We start from the raw sequence: 20462 nt of genomic DNA on the forward strand, positions 1-20462 counted from the left end.
ATGAAAAAACTTCTATCGATCCTGTTTATTAGTTTGTTTTTTAGTGGGAACGCTTATGCTCTTAAAATTAGTTTGGAATGTGGATCAGATGTAGAACGTCTTTATATAAAAATTAATAAAAAAATGATTGAGATAGTTGAGCCTTCAAAAAAAAATAAAATTAAATTTAAAGTAGATTTTATTGATGACTATAAAATTGAAGGAATGGGTAGAGGATTAGATAAAGCTACCACAAGTTATGACACCCATCTTCGAGTCTCGGATGGGTGGGATGAAGATAAATATATTAAAACGCACATATACACTATTCAGCTTGAGAGAGTGAAAGGATATTTAGGTTTTTATAGATCTACTGAACCTTGGACTGGTAGTGGAAAACAATACAATTTTAATCGTTTATGGGAAATTCCCTGTACAAAATTAGAAAAAAAATTTTAAAATATTTTGCCATCTATAACTCTAACTAAGACAATCAATGTATTACGTAGAGCAGTAATCTAAACCTAATTTGAGAAAAAGGGTGGTACCTCTAAAATTAGACGTAAAGTTTCCTCAAATAGAAAAGGAAGTATTATATCTGCTTGATGAAGATAAGACGTTAGAAAGATTAGAGGAGGCAAGGAATAAACCTAGCCCAGAATTCTTTAGAGGATTAGGAACATTTCTACCTAAAAAAATCTAATATACGTTTATATTTAATAGCAATTAGACTCTCTGTTCAGGATTTGGTAATCTAGGATTATGAAAGATTATCAGTTTTCTATAGCAATAATACTTGCATCTTTAATTATTAGTATAGCGATCATTCTTAGTTCAAAAAATGATCAATTATCAAACTGTGTAGATAGATTATTAAAATTAGAGAAAAAAAAAATAACAAAAAGAGTAGTTCAAGATGTTACTTTGCTTTGTAACCGTAGAATAAATTGATGAAAAAACTCCTATCGATCCTGGTTCTTAGTTTGTTGTTTGGGGGGAGTGCTTATTCAGATTATGGAGGATGGATAGATATGATTGTTAATTCTAAAGAACACAAATACTGTGGTGATTTAGCTAGGAGCATGACATCAAACAAATTTAAACAGAGTGATATTTATTATGAATGTAGAGCAGACATAGATATTCAGCAATCTATTGATAAAGATATTAAGAAGTGGAAGAAAAAAAATAAATGAAAATAATCAAATCATTAAATGAATTGCAAAACGAATTAGCTAGTGAAGAATTATTTCCTCCTGATCAGTCATTAAGCACATTGATGAAAGATAAAACATATAACTGTGGATGTGGAAGTTGGCATGCAGTAGATAAAACACCAATAGGAGCAGCAACAAGAGGAAGAGGAATAGCACATTCTGGCGTTGGAAAAGGTTTCATATTACTTTGTGATACCCACGCAACTTTGGTAGTCACAGAAGGAATATTTAATTACACTTTTAAAAGTATTTGGACTGTTGAAAAAAATATAATGCAAGATTTTTTATAAATGAAAAAATTATTATTAACATTTCTAGCTATAATATCATTAACTACTAACGCTCACAGTTTCATGACTTATGGTGAGTTTAAAGAACTAATATTATCAGATGAAACAAGTGCCAAATGGTATTTGAGAGGAATTATAAACGGCAACCTATCTCATTCTAGATACATGTACATTGAGAAACCTGAAAATGAACAGCTCTATTGTCCTCCAGATGATATTAAATTTAGCATGGAACATGCAGTTGAGATGATTCAAACTGAAGCTAATAGAATTAAAAGTGAGACTAGTGAAGACGTTAATAAAGCGTTAGTACCATTATTATATATTTGGGGAATGCAAGACATGTATCCGTGTGAGAATTAAAAATGTATTAACGATCGAGATAATATTCTATTGCTTCTTTGCAATCTTCTCTTATCATTTTTCTACAAGCGCTTGATGAACATTCAGAATATTCTTCATCTATTAAACATCTATTGTAAGCTTTTCGTTCTTCACTTGGATTTGAAATATAAATTGCTGAAGCTATCACAATAGCTCCAAAAATAATTGCTAGTGGAGTTTTATTATTTTCAACCTTTTTAGTTCCTTTTTTTCTCATTTTAAAAAAAATTATAATATTTTTTTTTGGCACTAACAATTAAAACGAAGAACTTTTTAACAGCAATAACTTTGTGAACGTTTGTATAAACCTAAAGCAGTTGGGACTCCTTCCTGTACAAAGCCATATTAACCTTAGAAAAAGATTCAAAATTTGGTATCGTTTAGGATCCATTAGTCCTGCAACAGCAGGACGACTTTCGGATTCAATATCGTCAAAGATATAGACGGAATAATTCCTATACACACAAGATATATCAAAAGACTCGTTGTAGTTGATTGACGACTGTATGACGAAACAGTGGACGCAGAATCCATGATTTGATAGGATAACTTTATTATTAACTGTCATTAAGTTCGTCAGTTATTTAGAAAGAATAAAGCAAAATTAATAACGTGTTCTTTGGTTTAGGATCACTCATCAAATTTCTAAACCGAGGGTCGTAGGTTCGAATCCTTCAGGGCGCGCCATTACTTAGTCTTTTTTACCATAATTTCTTCTTGAAGTAGTTTTTCTAAAATGGTTTAATCCTGCGAATTCAAAACTATGTTTTGAATTATTTGTTAACAAATAATAATAACTAAAAAGGAAGAATAATGTTTAAATACTTAAAACAATTAACTTCTTTAGTAGCAATGGTTGCGGTGTTGTTTACTTTTACAACAGAAACTATGGCTGCTAAAAAATCTAAAACACTTAAAAACACTCAAAAGAAGGGTTTTGTAAGATGTGGAGTGTCTCAAGGTCTTCCAGGATTTTCTAATGCTGATGCTGCAGGAAATTGGACTGGTATCGACGTTGATGTATGTAGAGCGGTAGCTGCTGCAGTACTAGGTGATGCAAACAAAGTTAAGTTTACACCATTAAGTGCTAAAGAAAGATTTACAGCTTTAACTTCTGGTGAGATTGATATCTTATCAAGAAACACAACTTGGACTCTTTCTAGAGATGCTGATATCGGACTAACTTTCGTTGGAGTAAACTTTTACGATGGTCAAGGTTTCATGGTTAGGAAAAGTTCTGGTATTACTTCAACAAGCCAATTCAAAAATGGTATCTCAGCTTGTACAAACATTGGTACAACAACTGAGTTAAACATGAGAGACTTCTTTAACTCAAAAGGAATTTCTTATGAGCCAGTTGCTTTTGAAAAAGCTGACGAAGTCGTAGCTGCTTATGATGCTGGTAGATGTGATACTTACACTACTGATAAATCAGGTCTTGCTGCACAAAGAACTAAAATGACTAATCCAGATGATCACATTGTATTACCTGAAACTGTTTCTAAAGAGCCTTTAGGACCAGTTGTTAGACAAGGTGACTCAGTATGGGAAGATATCGTTAGATGGTCTTTAAATGCTATGATCGAAGCTGAGGAGTATGGAATTACTTCAGCTAATGCAGATATGATGAAATCTTCAGATAATCCAGCTGTAAAAAGATTAGTTGGTGCTGAGGGTGAATTAGGCGCTGCTTTTGGTCTAGACAATGAGTGGAGCTTAAGAATTATCAAGCAAGTTGGTAACTATGGTGAAAGCTACAAAAGAAATATAGCTGACACTGGAATTTTACCAGATAGAGGTCCAAATGAATTATGGACTAAAGGTGGAATTCTTTACGTACCACCTGCAAGATAATTGTATATTTAACTAATTAAAAAGGGCTAGATTTTTCTAGCCCTTTTTTTTATAAGCTCTTAAATGAACTTCAAATTACAAAAAATAGTTCCTCAATTAGTTACAGTTTTAGCAGTCATATTAGTTTTTGGTTTCTTTAGTTATAACGCCCAAGTCAATATGGAAAATAGAGGTATTGATTTTGGATATGGTTTTTTATCTCAAGAATCTTCATTTGATGTTCAATTTTCTTTAATTGAATACGATGGATCTCACTCTTATTTTAGAGCTTATTTAGTTGGATTATTAAACACGATCTTAGTCTCTGTTATTGGAATTATATTTGCAACCATACTTGGAGTAATAGTTGGTGTTGCAAGACTTTCACCAAATTATTTGATTAATAAATTTGCTGCATTCTATGTAGAATTTTTTAGAAATATTCCATTACTTTTACAGATATTTTTTTGGTATTTTGCTGCATTAAGAGCATTACCTTTACCACAAGACGCCGATGCAATGTTTGGTGTTTTCTTTTTAACCATTAAAGGCCTATATGTTCCAGCTTTTGTTTGGGAAAACTTTAATGTTTTCTTTTATTCAATAGTTGCAGCAATAATTGCGATAGTTGTAATCAGAATTCATGCAAGAAAAGTTCAAGAAACTCAAGGTAAACAGTTACCGGTTTTATGGATATCTTTAGGATTAATTTTAATATTACCTTTATTAAGTTTTGTTATGGGCGGAGTAAGTTTATCTTTTGAAATTCCAAAATTAAAACAGCTTGCAACCACATCATTCATTTATGAAGGTGGCGTAAGCTTACCTCCTGAATTAATTGCACTAACTTTATCTTTAGCGCTATATACAGCAACTTTTATTGCAGAATGTGTAAGAGCTGGAATTCAAGGTGTAGGAAAAGGTCAAAAAGAAGCCGCTGCATCGATTGGGCTAAATCCAAATCAAGTTTTAAAATTAGTAGTGATGCCTCAAGCTTTAAGAATTATTATACCACCAACTACTAACCAATATTTAAATTTAACTAAAAATTCATCATTAGCAGCTGCAATTGCTTACCCTGATTTAGTTTTAGTATTTGCAGGTACTGCATTAATGCAAACAGGGAAGGCTATTGAGATCGTTTCTATTACTATGCTTACTTATTTAAGTTTGAGCATATCAATTTCTATACTGATGAATTGGTATAACAAAAAAATTGCTATTAAGGAAAAATAAATGTCAAAAATTAATTTTTTAAGACCTGATAAAGAAAATTTGAATACATTTTTGTATCTAGGTTCTTTGTTATTTTTTATTAGTGTTTTAGATGTGTTTTTGAATTCATTTTTTAATGTTAACATCACTGGTTTCCTACCAAATTTGTTAAGTTTTGTGATCCCTTTAGTGATTGGATTTATAGGTCTTCACTTTATTAGAATTGAGCATAGTGGGTACAAATTTTTAGATAGTCTAAACAAAAATATTAATACTAATAGTTTTAATGCTGTTCTTTCATTATTAATTATTTTTGTAACAATTAAAGCAACACCACCAGTTCTAAGTTGGTTTTTTGTTGACGCTAGTTTTGCTGGAGATAGTAAAGATGTTTGTTCAGGAACAGGTGCATGCTGGACTTATATAAAAGTTTGGTTCAATAGATTTATGTATGGAATGTATCCAAACGCTGAGCAGTGGAGAATAAATTTATCTTTTATTTCTTTAGCATTACTTGGTTCTGTTGGTTATTTTGCGACAGAGAAATTTAAAAAGTATTTAACTTTGTACTATGTAGTTATTTATCCTTTTATTGCATTTTTGTTTATATTCTTTTTTATTTCAGGTGGACCAGTGTTTTTTGATTTCTCTTACGGTATAATCGCTGCAGTTATCTCAATTATTCTTGGATTTTTTATTCCAAGTAGATTTAAATTCTATTATTTTTTAATTGTTCCATTAACAATCTATATAGTTCTTAAGTACTTTGTTTTTTATGAAGAATTAATCGAACTTGGTAAACTTGATGGTTTAAATTGGGTTGAAACTGGAGCTTGGGGAGGATTGTCTCTAACATTCATTATTTCTTTCTTCTGTTTAATTTTTTGTTTTCCTATAGGGATGGCTTTTGCCTTAGGAAGAAGATCTGACCTACCTTTGATTAGATATATATCTGTAGGATTTATTGAGTTCTGGAGAGGGGTACCATTAATTACAGTTCTATTTATGTCAGCTGTAATGTTTCCAATGTTTTTACCAGAAGATTTTTTCATAGATAAATTAGTTAGAGCAATTATTGCAATTTCATTATTTGAAGCTGCGTATGTTGCAGAAGTAATAAGAGGAGGTTTGCAAGCTTTACCAAGAGGTCAATACGAGGCAGCAAAATCATTAGGTATGGGTTATTGGAAGATGCATATATTTGTAATTTTACCTCAAGCACTTAAATTAGTAATTCCTGGTATCGCTAATACTTTCTTAGCATTAGTAAAAGATACACCTCTAATATTTGTAGTTGGTTTATTAGAGATAGTTGGAATGTTAAATTTAGCAAAAACTAATCCAGAATGGTTAGGATTTGCAATGGAAGGCTACGTATTTGCAGCAATAATTTTCTGGATTATTTGTTATGCAATGAGTAAGTATAGCTATAATTTAGAACAAAAATATAAAACAGAACGATAATTATGTCTAAGAGTATTATTCAAATTAAAAATGTAAATAAGTGGTTTGGAGATTTTCAAGTATTAAAAGACATAAATTTAGAAGTTAAACCAAAAGAAAAAATAGTTGTTTGCGGACCGTCTGGATCTGGTAAATCCACATTAATTAGATGCATAAATAGATTAGAAGAGCATCAACAAGGAGATATTATTGTTGATGGCAATACTTTAACAGAGGATACAAAAAATATTGAACAAATTAGAGCTGAAGTTGGAATGGTTTTCCAACAATTTAATTTATTTCCACATTTATCAATTGTAGATAACTGTACACTTGCTCCTATTTGGGTAAAGAAAATGCCAAAAAAAGAAGCTGAGGAATTAGCACTAAAACATTTAGAAAGAGTTCAAATTCTTGATCAAGCGCAAAAATTTCCAGGTCAACTTTCTGGCGGTCAGCAACAAAGGGTAGCAATTGCTAGAGCTCTATGTATGGAACCAAAGATTATGTTGTTTGATGAACCAACATCAGCCCTTGACCCTGAAATGATTAAGGAAGTTCTTGATGTAATGGTTGATTTAGCTAACCAAGGTATGACGATGATCGTTGTTACACATGAGATGGGCTTTGCTAAAGAAGTTGCAGATAAAATGATCTTTATGGACGAAGGTATGATAGTGGAAAAAGCCGATACAAAAGAGTTTTTTGCCAATCCAAAGAGTGATCGTACTAAGCTTTTCTTAAGTCAAATCTTGTAAAATATATATATACATTTTGATCTTAACAATTGCTTGACAGGTTTTTAGTTTTTAAGGTTTTTTTAAAAAAATAAATAAATTTTTCTATTGCAGTAGTTGAAATAAATTTGTTCAATAGACTTTTAAAATTTAATTAAGAGGGGTCTTAATGGAAGATAATTTCAACAAACACTTAGGGAACAAACTTAAGTTAAGAAGATTGGCTTTAGGTTTAACTCAAACAAAAGTAGCAAAAGCTATTAACGTAACATTTCAACAAATCCAAAAATATGAAAAAGGAACTAATGGAGTAAGTTCAATAAGATTGCTTCAATTATCTAACTATCTAAAAGTACCAATAAATTATTTCTTCGAAGATTTTTCAGAATATTTAGTTAACTTAGAAAAATCCCAAGAAGGACATATGAATGTTAATTATAATTTTTTAGCAAAAGTTTATTCAGAACTTAACGCTGATCAAAAATTAAAATTTAACAAAATACTACAAATTTCAGGATCTAATATTTCTAAAGCAGTTTAATCATAACCAAAATGGGACCCCTTTGGTTAATTGTTCATTCTTAATATTTTAGATTAATTTTTTTTTGGCTCCTCGGGCAGGACTCGAACCTGCGACCAATTGATTAACAGTCAACTGCTCTACCAACTGAGCTACCGAGGAATGTAAAAATCACAACTTACTTTTTTTTAAAACTAAAACAAGATTTTTTTTGGAGGCAACGCCCGGAATCGAACCGGGATACAAGGATTTGCAATCCTCTGCGTAACCATTCCGCCACGTTGCCCTCTTGTTTTAGACGAATAGCTTCAAGCCTTTTTATATTAAATTTTTTATATTAGTCTATTAAATAACGTTCCAAATTGATTATTGTTAAATAAGATTATTAAATTATAAACTTTAAAATCAATGAGTAACGATAAATATATCCATTCTGAAGTTGAAAATAAGATTTATTCATATTGGGAAAAAAATGAATTATTTAAACCAAAAGAAAATTCTAAAAAATTTTCAATAGTAATTCCTCCACCAAATGTAACTGGTAGTCTTCATATGGGTCACGCATTAAATAATTCTATTCAAGATTTATTAGTGCGCTACCACAGGATGAATAATTATGAAACTTTATGGCAACCAGGAACTGACCATGCTGGTATTGCAACACAAGCCTTAGTAGAGAAAAAACTCACTTCTGAAAAAATAGATAAGAATGAGATTGGTAGATATAAGTTTATTGAAAAAGTTTGGGAATGGAAAGAGCAATATGGTGACATAATAATTAATCAATTAAAAAAGCTTGGTTGTTCTTGTGATTGGTCAAGAAATGCATTCACAATGGATGAAAATTTATCTAAATCAGTTATCAAAGTTTTTGTAGAACTTTACAATAAAGGTTTAATTTACAAAGATAAGAAATTAGTTAACTGGGATACTGTTCTTAAGACAGCTATTTCAGATTTAGAAGTAGATCAAAGAGAGGTAAATTCAAAAATTTACTACATTAAATATCCTATAGATGGAACTAGTGAATTTATAACTATAGCAACTACAAGACCTGAAACAATGTTAGGTGATACCGCTATAGCTGTTAATCCAAAAGATGATCGGTTCAAATCATTTGTTGGCAAAACAGTAACAATACCAATTGTTGGTAGAAAAATAAAAATTATAGAAGATGATTATGCTGATCCTGAACAGGGTACAGGTGCATTAAAAATAACCCCAGCACATGACTTTAATGATTATGATGTTGGTCAAAGAAATAATCTTGAAATCATAAATATTTTTACTGAAGAAGGTAAGATAAATGAAAATGCTCCTAAGCATTACGTAAGTCTTGATAGATTTGAAGCTAGAAAAAGAATTTTAAAAGAACTCAAAGAAAAAGAATTTTTTGTAAAAGAAGAAAATATTAAAAATAAAGTTCCATATGGTGATAGATCTAATTCTATAATTGAACCTTTTCTTACAGAACAATGGTTTGCTGATGCTGGTAAATTATCTGTTAAAGCAAAAGAAGTTGTTAATTCAAAAAAAACAAATTTTTTTCCTGAAAATTGGTCAAAGACATATTTCCAATGGATGAACAATATTGAGCCTTGGTGTATTTCAAGGCAGTTGTGGTGGGGACATCAAATACCAGCATGGTACGGACCCGACAATAAAATCTTTGTAGCTATAAATGAAGAAGAAGCAAAATCACAAGCAAAAGAATTTTACAAAAAAGAAGTAGAACTAAATAGAGATCCTGATGTTTTGGATACTTGGTTTTCATCTGGTTTATGGCCTTTTGCTACACTTGGATGGCCAGAAGATGATGATTATTTAAAGAAATTTTATCCAACTTCAGTATTAGTAACTGGTTTTGATATTATCTTTTTCTGGGTTGCTAGAATGATTATGTTTGGAACAGAATTTTTAAATAAAGAACCGTTTAAAGACATTTATGTTCACGCACTTGTAAGAGATGAAAAAGGACAGAAAATGTCTAAATCAAAAGGAAACGTAATTGACCCTTTGGATTTAATAGAAAAATACAGTGCTGATGCATTGAGATTTACTTTACTTTCAATGGCTTCACCTGGAACAGATGTAAAATTATCGGAAGATAGAGTTAAAGGTTATAGAAATTTTTTAAATAAATTGTGGAATGCTAATAATTTTTTAATAACAAATAAATGTGATTTTAAAGATATTGATGATCTACCTAATTTAAAGGTAAATATTAATAAATGGATATATTTAGAGTTAATAGAGGCAAAGAATAAAATACAAAAAAATCTTGAGGATTATAGATTTGATGAAGCTGCAAAAAACGCTTATCAGTTTGCTTGGCACTCATATTGTGATTGGTATCTCGAGTTATCTAAAACTATCTTATTTTCAGATGATAATGATGCAAAAGCAGAGGTTAAAAAAGTATCATCTTATGTATTTAAACATATACTAATCTTACTTCATCCATTTATTCCGTTTGTAACAGAGGAAATATGGCTCAAAGACCAATTTGATAAGAATGGAAGCGATTTTTTAATGCATAAAAATTGGGTAACAGGAGAAGCTAAAAAAGATAATAGCACTGAGCAGGTAGAAAATATCATAAATATTATTTCAGAGCTTAGATCCTTTAAAAATGAGCTTAATGTTAGCCCAGGGTCATTTATTGATGTTTCAGTTAAAGGTATTAATGACAATCAAAAAGAATTTATTAATAAGAATGAAGTTATCTTAAAAAAACTTGGAAGAATAAACAGCATACTTGATGATGATTTAGAAAAACCTGCTGCAACAATGGTTGTCTCAGGTGACTTATTCAAAATTTATTTTGATAAAGATGTAGATTTAAAATTAATTAAAGAAAATTTAATAGCTAAACAAAGCAGATTAGAACAAGAAATGAATAAAATATCTCAAAGATTAGAGAATAAAAGTTTTGTAGATCGTGCTCCAAAAGAGATTGTTGAACAAGAAAAAACTAATTATAATAATTTAAAGAATGATATTGAGAAAATATCAGTAACAATAAAGGGTATATAATGGCAAAATTTAATAAAAAGAAACTTCCAAGTAGACATACATCATTAGGACCAGATAGAGCACCACATAGATCTTTTTACTATGCAATGGGTGAAACTGAAAAAGATGTAGCAAAACCCTTTGTTGGAGTTGTTTCAACTTGGAATGAAGCAGCACCTTGCAATATAGCTTTAATGAGACAAGCACAATCTGTAAAAAAAGGTGTCAGAGCAAATGGTGGAACACCAAGAGAATTTTGTACAATTACTGTTACTGATGGAATTGCAATGGGTCATGAAGGAATGAAATCTTCCTTAATTTCAAGAGAGGTTATCGCAGACTCTGCTGAACTTACTGTTAGAGGACATTGTTATGATGCATTAGTCGGTATTGCTGGCTGTGATAAATCTTTACCAGGTTTAATGATGTCAATGGTTAGACTAAATGTACCAAGTGTGTTTATTTATGGAGGGTCCATTCTTCCAGGTACTTACAAAGGAAAAGATGTAACTGTAGTAGATGTATTTGAAGCAGTTGGAAAACATTCGTCAGGTCAAATGTCTGCAGCAGAACTTAGAAAGTTAGAATTAGTTGCTTGCCCAAGTGCAGGTGCTTGTGGAGGTCAATTTACTGCAAACACAATGGCATGTGTATCTGAAGCAATTGGTTTAGCGTTACCTTATTCAGCAGGAACACCTGCTCCTTATGAGGAAAGAGATAAGTATGCAAAAGAAAGTGGCAAAATGGTTATGAACCTTTTACAGAAAAAAATTAAGCCAAGGGACATTGTTACCAGAAAAGCTTTAGAAAATGCTGCAACAATTGTTGCTGCAACAGGAGGATCTACTAATGCAGGACTTCATTTACCTGCTATTGCTAATGAAGCAGGAATTAAATTTGATTTAATGGATGTTGCAAAAATATTTAAAAGAACACCTTATCTTGCAGATTTAAAACCTGGTGGAAAGTATGTTGCAAAAGATATGTGGTTAGCAGGTGGTGTCCCAATGTTATTAAAAACTTTATATGAGGGTGGATATATTCATGGAGACTGTATGACTGTTACAGGTAAAACCATGAAAGAAAATTTAAAAAATATTAAATTTAATCCTAAACAAAAAGTAATGAGATCTTACAAAGATCCATTATCTCCAACAGGTGGTGTTGTTGGATTAAAAGGAAACTTAGCTCCAGAAGGAGCAATTGTTAAAGTTGCAGGACTTAAAAAATTACAATTTACTGGAAAAGCAAGATGTTTTGATAATGAAGAAAGCGCTATGAAAGCTGTTCAAAGCAGAAAGTATAATGATGGTGATGTAATTATAATTAGATACGAAGGACCAGTAGGAGGTCCTGGTATGAGAGAAATGCTATCTACAACTGGTGCAATTTATGGTCAGGGAAAAGGTGAGAAAGTAGCCCTTATAACTGATGGAAGGTTCTCTGGTGCTACAAGAGGCTTTTGTGTGGGTCACGTAGGGCCTGAGGCCGCTCTAGGGGGCCCTATAGGTCTATTAAAGAACGGAGATATCATTGATATTGACGCCAAAAAAGGAACTATCAATGTAAGACTTTCTAAAAAAGAATTGGCATCAAGAAGAAGAAAATGGAAAGCTAAAAAATCTGACTTTGGATCGGGAACTTTATGGAAATATGCTCAAACAGTTGGACCTGCATACTTAGGTGCTCCAACTCATCCAGGTAAGAAAAAGGAAGTTAAAGATTACTCAGAGATTTAATGAAAATAAGACCAGTTATTTTATGCGGTGGTGCTGGTACCCGTCTTTGGCCAAATTCTAAAAATCATCAAGCAAAACAATTTATTGATTTTGGTAATTGGACTTTACTTGGAAAAACTTTAGAGAGAACAAAAGCATCCATTTATGATGCACCTATTATAAGTACAAACAAAAAATATCTAAGTAAAGTTAAGCAACATTTAAGAAAAAATAAAATCAATAAATACAAAATTGTTGTTGAGCCAACTAAAAGAAATACGGCTCCAGCTATTTTAAGCACAGCTTTAATAAAAGATATCCCTGATAATCAGCCACTAATGTTTTTTACAGCCGATCATTTGATTGAAAAGATGAATATATTTAATAAGGCCATCAATAAAAATAAGTCCAATCTTAATGAAAATAATATATTTGTGTTTGGTATTAAACCAAAATCACCAACAAGTTATTACGGTTATTTTTTAACTAAAAAAATTAAAGGTGATATTGATAAAGTAACTAGATTTATTGAAAAACCTAAAGAAGTAAAAGCAAAAGCAATCATTCGAAAAAATGGATATTGGAACTCAGGAATGTTTTATCTTAGAAAAGATTCAATCATCAATAACTTTAAAAAATACAACCCAACCATATACAGAAATTGTGTCACAGCTGTTAATAAGGCAAATTATAAATCAAACATTTATCATTTAAATAAAGCATCATTTATAAAAGCAACTGCTAAATCTTTTGATTATGCAATCCTTGAAAAAACAAAAGAAATTAATGCGATCAAACTAGACTTACCTTGGTCAGATCTTGGAAGTTGGAAAGAGATTTTAAAAATGTATGACAAAAATAAAAACAAATACATTAAGAAGAAAAATGTTTATTACAGACCATGGGGTAGATACACAAACCTATTTGAAGGTAAAGAGTTTTTAATTAAAGAACTTTATTTAAAACCAAAAGGCATTTTAAGTTTGCAAAAACATCATCACCGTGCTGAACATTGGTTGGTTACTCAAGGAAAAGCCAAAATAACACTTAATAAAGATATAATTACTAAAAAACCTGGAGAACATATATTTATTCCATTAGAAGCCATTCACAGAGTTCAAAATCTTGGGAAAAAACCAGTTAAAATTATGGAAGCTCAAGTGGGATCAATATTAAAGGAAACTGATATTGTAAGATATCAAGACGTCTACGGAAGAATAAAATGATAACTAAACTTTATAAAAATCTCATCAACTCGTTAAATGGTTTAAAAATTGTAATTAATGAAAAATCATTTCTAATGGAATTGTTTTTAGGTTTATTTTTAATTCCTTATGTTTTTTTATCTAATATCGAATTTAATCATAAATTATTCTTGTTTGTTCTTTATTTTTTGTTACTAGCCACAGAAGTAATTAATACTGCTATTGAAAAATTGTCTGATAAAATTACTAAAAATTATGATAGTGATATTAAAAATATTAAAGATCTATCGAGTGCAGCAGTTTTTTTGATTTTATTAATTTTAATTATTACATTTTTTATAACAATTTAATTTTTTGATTATTTACTAATAGTATTTTCGTAATACTATAATTTTATGGAACTTTTATTAATAATTTTAGTTTTAATTATTGTTGTATTAACATTTTTATTGTTAAAAAAAGAGAGAGTATTTGGGATTAATACTGAAGATAATTCTGAAAAAAAAAAAATTAAAATTATCGAAAGCAAAGATTATAGAAAGAATTTATATGATTTACTAAATTATATTCCAGAAGCTGTAATCATATTAGATAAAAGTAAAAAAATTATTTTTAGCAACAATTCCTCAAATAAACTTTTTCAAATAAAGCTAAATGAAAATATTAGTGGCTTTTTACGTAATCCAGATCTTCTAAATTCTATTGATAAAGCTTTTCAAGGTTCAAATGTTACAGATTTAGAGATTGAAATTAGAAATCAAACAACTCAAAGATTAAATATAACTGCTTATTTGGATCACAATAACATTTTTTTTGATGAACAATCATGCGTGCTGCTAATGAGAGATTTAACTGAATTCCATAAATTCCAGCAGCTAAAATCAGATTTTGTAGCTAATGTTTCTCATGAACTTAGAACACCATTACAGTCAATTAAAATGGGCCTTGAGACCTTTGATGACAATTCAGAATTAAAAAAAAATTCAGAAATAAACAATTTGCTACCAGTAATGATATCTCAATCAGAAAGAATGGAAAATTTGATTAGAGATTTATTGTCTTTATCAAAAATAGAACTGCAAGAGCACATAAGGCCAACTCATGAGATAGATTTAATAGAATTGTTAGATTATGTAATTAAAACATACGAAAAAATAATTATTAAAAATAATATTAAAATTAAATTTAATAAAATTGAAAATTTTAAAATAATTGGTGACAGAGATAAATTAATTGAAATTTTTACAAACCTTATTGATAACTCAATTAAATATAGTGACAAAAATAAAGAAATTACAATTTTAGCAAAAAAAGATGGTGAACTTAATATTGTTTCAATAGCAGATCAGGGAATAGGTATACCAAAAGAATCTTTGCATAGAATCACAGAGAGATTTTTTACAGTTGATCCTAGCAAAAGTCGTAGTGTTGGAGGAACTGGGCTTGGTTTAGCTATTGTTAAACATTTAGTTTCACAACATAGAGCTGAAATGGATATTAATAGTGTAGAAAATCAAGGAACAACAATAGATATCAAATTTAACTCACTATAATACAACTAAAAAGTTAGTGGTTGTAACAAAAGTTTAACCTTCCTTTAATAAAATATTTAAGAATCAAATCTATTTAGTTCGCATATGAATCTAAAAAGGAGAATTATGAAAAAAGTAATAAGTGTAATATTTGGATTTCTTTTAGTACTAAGTTTTACAACAACTAGTTACTCAAGAGATCAAATCAAAATTGTAGGATCATCAACTGTATATCCTTACGCAACAGTGGTTGCAGAAAAATTCGGTAAAAGTGGGAAGTTTAAAACTCCAGTTATTGAGAGTACAGGTACTGGTGGTGGAATGAAATTGTTTTGCGCTGGTGTAGGTGTTAACCACCCAGATGTAACTAATGCATCAAGAGCGATTAAACCAAAAGAAAAAGCATTATGTGAAAAAAATGGTGTATCTGAAATTATTGAAATTGTAGTAGGTAATGATGGTATTTCTTTTGCACATGCAGTTAGTGCTCCAGACTCTAACTTTACAAAAGAGCAATTATGGAGAGCTTTAGCAGCTAAAGTTGATGTTGATGGTAAACTTGTTGAAAATCCATATAAAAAATGGAGTGAAATTGATGCAAGTCTTCCAAACAAAAAAATTGAAATTTTAATTGCACCCCCAACGTCAGGAACGAGAGATGCTTGGAATTCATTAGTAATGGGTAAAGGTTGCTCTAAAACAGCAAAATCTTTATTTGGTGATAAAGCTAAAAAAGAATGTGCAAAAATGAGAGAAGATGGTTATGCAGTTGAGGCTGGTGAAAATGACACTCTTATTGTACAAAAATTAACATCAAACCCTGATGCTTATGGTTTCTTTGGTTACAGTTACCTTGTGGCAAATAAAGATAAGGTAAAAGCAGCTTCTATTGAAGGTGTACAACCATCTCTAGAGGGTATTCAAGATTACTCATACCCAATTGCAAGACCATTATTCTTTTACGTTAAAAAAGCACATATTGGTGTTGTCCCTGGTATTGAGGAATACTTAAAAGAGTTTACTTCTAAAAAAGCTATGGGTAACAGAGGATACTTGGGAAAAATTGGATTAGTTCCTTTAGCATCTGACAAGTACAAAGTTACTCGAACTGCAGCATTAGATTTAAACACAATAAGTATTAATTAATTAAAATCTTATTTTCAAAAAAAGGCCAGTTTATCTGGCCTTTTTTTTATTCAATCTAGAATTTAATTTGTAACAAAACTGTAACATTTAGAAGATAGAAATCATTTCGAATGAACTTCGTCTTAATATTCTTAATATCAATATTTTCATTATCTTTATTTTTTTACGGTAAATCAAAAACTAAAAGTATCTCAATAAACAAAAATATTAAATTAAACGCACTCCCAAAATTTTATGGATACTACCTGGTATTATGGTGTTCGATACCTTCTTTAGTGTTCCTGGTTATCTGGACATTGTTCGAACCAGTAATTATTAAATCAATAATTATTGAAACTGCTGCAAATAAAGGAGCTATTTTTAATGATAAGAATGAAGCAAATTTAGTTTATGAAAAAATTAAAGCTATTTATGCTGGCACTTTTTTTGGAGATATAGATATTATTTTAAAAGAAAGTGCAATTTCATATGCAAAATTTATTAATATTTTTACTAATTCAAAAATAGTATTAATTTTTACTATTGTCATTGCTTCAGTAATTTATTCGTTAAAAAAAATCAAAAATAACAACAAAGCAAGAGATGATGTCGAAAAAATTTTAAAAGGATTATTATTTGCTTCATCTCTAATTGCAATTTTAACCACTTTAGGAATAATTTTTTCACTTTTATTTGAAAGTATAAAGTTTTTCTCAGTGATAAATATTTTCGATTATTTATTTGGGACTAATTGGAGTCCTCAGAGAGCTTTTGTTAGTGATGCTTCTGCAATCACTGCAGCCGAATACGAAGAGCTTAAAGATGCATTTGGGTTTATTCCATTGATTGCAGGTACTTCATTTATTGCTTTAATTGCTATGTTGGTTGCAGTTCCAATTGGGTTATTTTCTGGAATTTATATGGCTGAATACGCTTCACTAAAAATACGAAGAATATCAAAACCAATAATTGAAATCTTAGCTGGTATTCCAACAGTTGTGTATGGATTTTTTGCAGCCTTAACAGTTGGTCCTTTTTTTAGACAAATCGGTGAAAATTTAGGATTAACTGTATCATCGGAAAGTGCTCTAGCAGCAGGATTGATTATGGGTATTATGATCATTCCTTATGTGTCATCATTATCTGATGATGTTATAAATTCAGTACCACAATCTTTGAGAGATGGTTCTTATGCAATAGGTGCAACAAAGTCTGAAACAATAAAAAAAGTTGTTATACCTGCTGCATTACCAGGTATCATAGGATCAGTTTTACTTGCTGTATCAAGAGCAATTGGTGAAACAATGATTGTTGTTATGGCAGCTGGTCTTGCAGCAAATTTAACTATTAACCCATTAGAGTCCACAACAACTATAACCACTCAGATTGTAATGATTTTAGTTGGTGACCAAGAGTTTGATAGTCCGAAAACTCAATCTGCTTTTGCTTTGGGATTAACTTTGTTTATAGCAACCCTTGTACTTAACTATATTGCTCAAAGAGCAGTTAAAAAATACCGAGAGAAATATGACTAAAGAACAAAGATTAAAAAAAAGACATAATGCTGAAAAAAGATTTAGATTTTATGGTCTAGCATCAATTTTTGTAGCATTGTTGTTTGTTATTATTTTAGTTCACAATATTTTTTCAAAAGGAAGTTCTGCATTCATGAAAACTGCTATAAATGTTGAAGTTTTTTATGATCAAGAACTTTTAGAAATACAAAATGGAGCTACAAAAAATGAGATTTTAGATGCTGATTTCTATGATGTTACCATTGAAAGTTTGTTAAAAGTTTACCCTGCTAAAGATTTAGATCAAGAAAATCAATTGATTGATTTATTCACTACAGATGCAGAGATTGAAATTAGAAGAGCTTTTTTAGAAAATAACAATTTAATTGGAAAAACATTAAACGTAGAGATAACAGCATCAGATGATATTGATCAATTACATAAAGGAAATTATCCAAGAGATTTACCAGAAGACAGAAGAAGAATATCTGATTTCCAATTAGTTATTTACGATACATTGGTTGAAAATAAAAAAATTATTAAGAATTTTAATAATTATTTTTTTAAAAATGGAGATTCTCGTGATCCTGAACTTGCTGGTATTGGTGGTGCTTTAGTAGGATCTTTTTACAGTATAATTATTTGTTTATTATTAGCTTTTCCTGTTGCGGTGTTGGCTTCAATTTATTTAGAGGAATTTGCTCCAAAAAATAAAATTACTGATTTTATAGAAATTAATATAAATAATTTAGCTGCTGTTCCTTCAATAGTTTATGGTTTATTAGCTTTACAAATATTATTAGCCACAATCCAATTGCCAAGATCCACACCATTAGTAGCTGGAATAACTCTAGCCTTAATGACACTGCCTAGGATAATTATACCTTGTAGAGCTTCATTGAAGGCAGTACCTCCATCAATACGAGAAGGAGCTTTAGCAGTTGGTGCTTCCAAATTTCAATCTGTATTCCATCATGTTGTTCCTTTAGCGTTGCCCGGAACTTTGTCTGGAACAATTATAGGATTAGCACAAGCTTTAGGAGAAACAGCTCCATTAATTTTAATTGGTATGGTTGCATTTGTAGTTGATATTCCTTCAACACCAATAGATCCTTCAGCCTCTCTACCTGTTCAAGTATATTTGTGGTCTGAGTCTGCCGAAAGGGGGTTTGTGGAAAAAACATCAGCTACTATCATGATGTTATTAAGTTTTTTAATTGTAATGAATTTCTTAGCGGTATATTTAAGACAGAAATTTGAGAAAAGATGGAATTAATGAACGAAGTAAAAATTAAATCAACTAACTTAAATGTTTATTACGGTGAGAAGCAAGCATTGTTTGATGTTAATTTAGATTTAAATGAAAAAGAGGTTACAGCTTTAATTGGTCCTTCTGGTTGTGGAAAATCTACTTTTATTCGATGTCTGAATAGAATGAACGATGTAATTGATATCTGTAAAGTTACTGGAAATATTGAAATTGATGGTATTGAAATTAATGACAAAAATTTAGATGTAGTATCTTTAAGGGAGAGAGTAGGAATGGTCTTTCAAAAACCAAACCCATTTCCTAAAAGTATATATGACAACATTTCATATGGTCCAAAAATTCATGGAAAAGGTGAAACTAAAAGTGAGTTAGATGAAATTGTTGAGAGTAGCTTAAAAAAAGCTGCTTTGTGGGAAGAAGTAAAGGATAGACTTGACGAACCAGGTACAGGACTTTCCGGAGGTCAACAACAACGACTCTGTATTGCAAGAGCAATTTCTGTAAATCCTGAAGTTATATTGATGGACGAGCCCTGTTCAGCTTTAGATCCTATAGCAACAGCAAAAATTGAAGAATTAATCGATGAACTTAAAAAAACATATACAATTGTGATTGTAACACACTCAATGGCTCAAGCAGTTAGAGTTTCACAAAAAACAGGTTTTTTCCATCTGGGTAAGTTAATTGAGGTAGGTAAAACAGAGAAAATTTTTAAAAATCCTGACAATAAAATGACACAAGACTATATTACAGGTAGATTTGGATAAATTATGAGTAATGAGCACACAGTAAAATCATACGAAGAAGAATTAAGATACTTAATTGATTCAGTAATTAAAATGGGAAGTTTAACAGAGTCTCAAATGGTTGACTCTATGGATGCTGTAATCAAAGTTGATAAAGACTCTATTGATAAAATTATTAAAAGCGATGAAGAAATAAATAAATTCAGATCCAAAATAGATACACAGATTATGACATTACTAGTCAAAAGAGCACCTATGGCTATTGATTTAAGAGAAACAATCAGTTCTTTAAAAATATCTCAAGATTTAGAAAGAATAGGTGATCTATCAAAAAGTAACGCAAAAAAAGTAAAACCTTTACCATTAGATTTGCCTGAGGAACTATTAGGAAATTTAAAGAGATTAGGAGATTTAGTAATTAAACAATTAAATGATGTTCTAGATAGTTACGTAAATAAAAATTATGACAAAGCTAAAGAGGTATGGGAAAAAGATGAACAAGTTGATGATTTGACCTATATAGCCATGGAAAGTGTTATTGATTTTCTTTCAAAAGATAAAAAGAATTTAGATTTTTCAACACATTTAATTTTTGCAACAAAAAATCTTGAAAGAGCTGGAGATCATATAACTAATATAGCTGAAACAATTTGTTTTTTAATTAAAGGTGAATACTTAAAAGGTAGCAGACCTAAAGGAAAAGTTATTCAACAATAAAA

22 protein-coding genes and 2 tRNA genes are annotated in these 20462 nt (G+C 30.2%); 21 read left to right on the forward strand and 3 right to left on the reverse strand.

Going from position 1 to position 20462, the window contains the following annotated elements:
* The 6 genes from ACTTAW_RS04860 to ACTTAW_RS04885 all read left to right on the forward strand — a co-directional run bounded on the left by ACTTAW_RS04860 (position 1) and on the right by ACTTAW_RS04885 (position 1849).
* On the forward strand, positions 1 to 438 hold the full coding sequence (locus ACTTAW_RS04860) for a hypothetical protein (RefSeq protein WP_440651361.1): 438 nt from the start codon (positions 1 to 3) through the stop codon (positions 436 to 438).
* Positions 439 to 520: 82 nt separating this feature from the next.
* Entirely contained in the window at positions 521 to 682 is a 162-nt protein-coding gene (locus ACTTAW_RS04865; protein WP_440651362.1) for a hypothetical protein, read from the forward strand.
* 59 nt (positions 683 to 741) lie between these two features.
* Positions 742 to 930 carry a hypothetical protein gene (locus ACTTAW_RS04870; protein WP_440651363.1) on the forward strand — a complete coding sequence of 63 codons (189 nt, stop codon included), beginning with the start codon at positions 742 to 744 and terminating at the stop codon, positions 928 to 930.
* Positions 930 to 1175 carry a hypothetical protein gene (locus tag ACTTAW_RS04875; RefSeq protein WP_440651364.1) on the forward strand — a complete coding sequence of 82 codons (246 nt, stop codon included), beginning with the start codon at positions 930 to 932 and terminating at the stop codon, positions 1173 to 1175. Before ACTTAW_RS04870 ends, ACTTAW_RS04875 begins: the two co-directional genes overlap by 1 nt.
* Positions 1172 to 1486, forward strand: coding sequence for a hypothetical protein (locus tag ACTTAW_RS04880; RefSeq protein WP_440651365.1), 315 nt, complete (start codon positions 1172 to 1174; stop codon positions 1484 to 1486). Before ACTTAW_RS04875 ends, ACTTAW_RS04880 begins: the two co-directional genes overlap by 4 nt.
* Positions 1487 to 1849, forward strand: a complete 363-nt coding sequence (locus ACTTAW_RS04885) for a hypothetical protein (protein ID WP_440651366.1) — start codon at positions 1487 to 1489, stop codon at positions 1847 to 1849.
* Positions 1850 to 1856: 7 nt separating this feature from the next.
* Here the strand turns inward: ACTTAW_RS04885 and ACTTAW_RS04890 are convergent, their stop codons facing one another.
* The gene (locus ACTTAW_RS04890) at positions 1857 to 2087 is read right to left on the reverse strand and encodes a hypothetical protein (RefSeq protein WP_440651367.1); all 231 of its coding nucleotides are present in this window, start codon (positions 2085 to 2087) and stop codon (positions 1857 to 1859) included.
* A gap of 596 nt (positions 2088 to 2683) precedes the next feature.
* On the opposite strand from ACTTAW_RS04890, the gene ACTTAW_RS04895 reads away from it, so the two are divergent.
* The 5 genes from ACTTAW_RS04895 (at position 2684) to ACTTAW_RS04915 (ending at position 7639) form a co-directional block, all read left to right on the forward strand.
* Complete coding sequence (locus tag ACTTAW_RS04895) at positions 2684 to 3724, forward strand: amino acid ABC transporter substrate-binding protein (RefSeq protein WP_440618463.1); 1041 nt, start codon at positions 2684 to 2686, stop codon at positions 3722 to 3724.
* A 63-nt stretch (positions 3725 to 3787) separates the two neighbouring features.
* Complete coding sequence (locus ACTTAW_RS04900) at positions 3788 to 4939, forward strand: amino acid ABC transporter permease (protein ID WP_440651368.1); 1152 nt, start codon at positions 3788 to 3790, stop codon at positions 4937 to 4939.
* Positions 4940 to 6382: an amino acid ABC transporter permease gene (locus ACTTAW_RS04905; RefSeq protein WP_440651369.1), complete on the forward strand. Its 1443-nt coding sequence runs from the start codon at positions 4940 to 4942 to the stop codon at positions 6380 to 6382.
* A 2-nt stretch (positions 6383 to 6384) separates the two neighbouring features.
* The gene (locus tag ACTTAW_RS04910; RefSeq protein ID WP_440651370.1) at positions 6385 to 7119 is read left to right on the forward strand and encodes an amino acid ABC transporter ATP-binding protein; all 735 of its coding nucleotides are present in this window, start codon (positions 6385 to 6387) and stop codon (positions 7117 to 7119) included.
* A 148-nt stretch (positions 7120 to 7267) separates the two neighbouring features.
* Positions 7268 to 7639, forward strand: coding sequence for a helix-turn-helix domain-containing protein (locus ACTTAW_RS04915; RefSeq protein WP_440651371.1), 372 nt, complete (start codon positions 7268 to 7270; stop codon positions 7637 to 7639).
* Positions 7640 to 7704: 65 nt separating this feature from the next.
* Here ACTTAW_RS04915 and ACTTAW_RS04920 read toward each other — a convergent pair.
* Both ACTTAW_RS04920 and ACTTAW_RS04925 read right to left on the reverse strand, forming a co-directional pair.
* Positions 7705 to 7780, reverse strand: a tRNA-Asn gene (locus ACTTAW_RS04920).
* A 50-nt stretch (positions 7781 to 7830) separates the two neighbouring features.
* A tRNA-Cys gene (locus ACTTAW_RS04925) sits at positions 7831 to 7904 on the reverse strand.
* Between the two features lie 122 nt (positions 7905 to 8026).
* Between ACTTAW_RS04925 and ACTTAW_RS04930 the strand changes: the two genes are divergently transcribed.
* From ACTTAW_RS04930 to phoU, 10 genes are all read left to right on the forward strand, one after another.
* A complete protein-coding gene (locus tag ACTTAW_RS04930) occupies positions 8027 to 10654 on the forward strand; it encodes a valine--tRNA ligase (RefSeq protein ID WP_440651372.1) in 2628 nt (875 codons plus the stop codon).
* Positions 10654 to 12372 (forward strand): dihydroxy-acid dehydratase, encoded by a 1719-nt coding sequence (gene ilvD / locus ACTTAW_RS04935; RefSeq protein WP_440618459.1) that lies wholly within the window; start codon positions 10654 to 10656, stop codon positions 12370 to 12372. Before ACTTAW_RS04930 ends, ilvD begins: the two co-directional genes overlap by 1 nt.
* Positions 12372 to 13577 carry a sugar phosphate nucleotidyltransferase gene (locus ACTTAW_RS04940; RefSeq protein ID WP_440651373.1) on the forward strand — a complete coding sequence of 402 codons (1206 nt, stop codon included), beginning with the start codon at positions 12372 to 12374 and terminating at the stop codon, positions 13575 to 13577. The genes ilvD and ACTTAW_RS04940 overlap by 1 nt, the downstream gene beginning before the upstream one ends.
* The gene (locus ACTTAW_RS04945) at positions 13574 to 13906 is read left to right on the forward strand and encodes a diacylglycerol kinase (protein WP_440651374.1); all 333 of its coding nucleotides are present in this window, start codon (positions 13574 to 13576) and stop codon (positions 13904 to 13906) included. The genes ACTTAW_RS04940 and ACTTAW_RS04945 overlap by 4 nt, the downstream gene beginning before the upstream one ends.
* 45 nt (positions 13907 to 13951) lie before the next feature.
* Entirely contained in the window at positions 13952 to 15109 is a 1158-nt protein-coding gene (locus ACTTAW_RS04950; RefSeq protein WP_440651375.1) for an ATP-binding protein, read from the forward strand.
* A gap of 105 nt (positions 15110 to 15214) precedes the next feature.
* Complete coding sequence (locus ACTTAW_RS04955; protein ID WP_440651376.1) at positions 15215 to 16234, forward strand: substrate-binding domain-containing protein; 1020 nt, start codon at positions 15215 to 15217, stop codon at positions 16232 to 16234.
* 110 nt (positions 16235 to 16344) lie between these two features.
* Entirely contained in the window at positions 16345 to 17748 is a 1404-nt protein-coding gene (gene pstC, locus ACTTAW_RS04960) for a phosphate ABC transporter permease subunit PstC (RefSeq protein ID WP_262589244.1), read from the forward strand.
* A complete protein-coding gene (pstA, locus tag ACTTAW_RS04965; RefSeq protein WP_440651377.1) occupies positions 17741 to 19003 on the forward strand; it encodes a phosphate ABC transporter permease PstA in 1263 nt (420 codons plus the stop codon). Before pstC ends, pstA begins: the two co-directional genes overlap by 8 nt.
* Positions 19003 to 19764, forward strand: coding sequence for a phosphate ABC transporter ATP-binding protein PstB (gene pstB / locus ACTTAW_RS04970; RefSeq protein WP_316963572.1), 762 nt, complete (start codon positions 19003 to 19005; stop codon positions 19762 to 19764). Before pstA ends, pstB begins: the two co-directional genes overlap by 1 nt.
* A gap of 3 nt (positions 19765 to 19767) precedes the next feature.
* The gene (gene phoU / locus ACTTAW_RS04975) at positions 19768 to 20460 is read left to right on the forward strand and encodes a phosphate signaling complex protein PhoU (RefSeq protein WP_262589241.1); all 693 of its coding nucleotides are present in this window, start codon (positions 19768 to 19770) and stop codon (positions 20458 to 20460) included.
* Positions 20461 to 20462: the final 2 nt, after the last annotated feature.

Source organism: Candidatus Pelagibacter sp. HIMB1495, assembly GCF_052047955.1.
Classification (GTDB): domain Bacteria; phylum Pseudomonadota; class Alphaproteobacteria; order Pelagibacterales; family Pelagibacteraceae; genus Pelagibacter.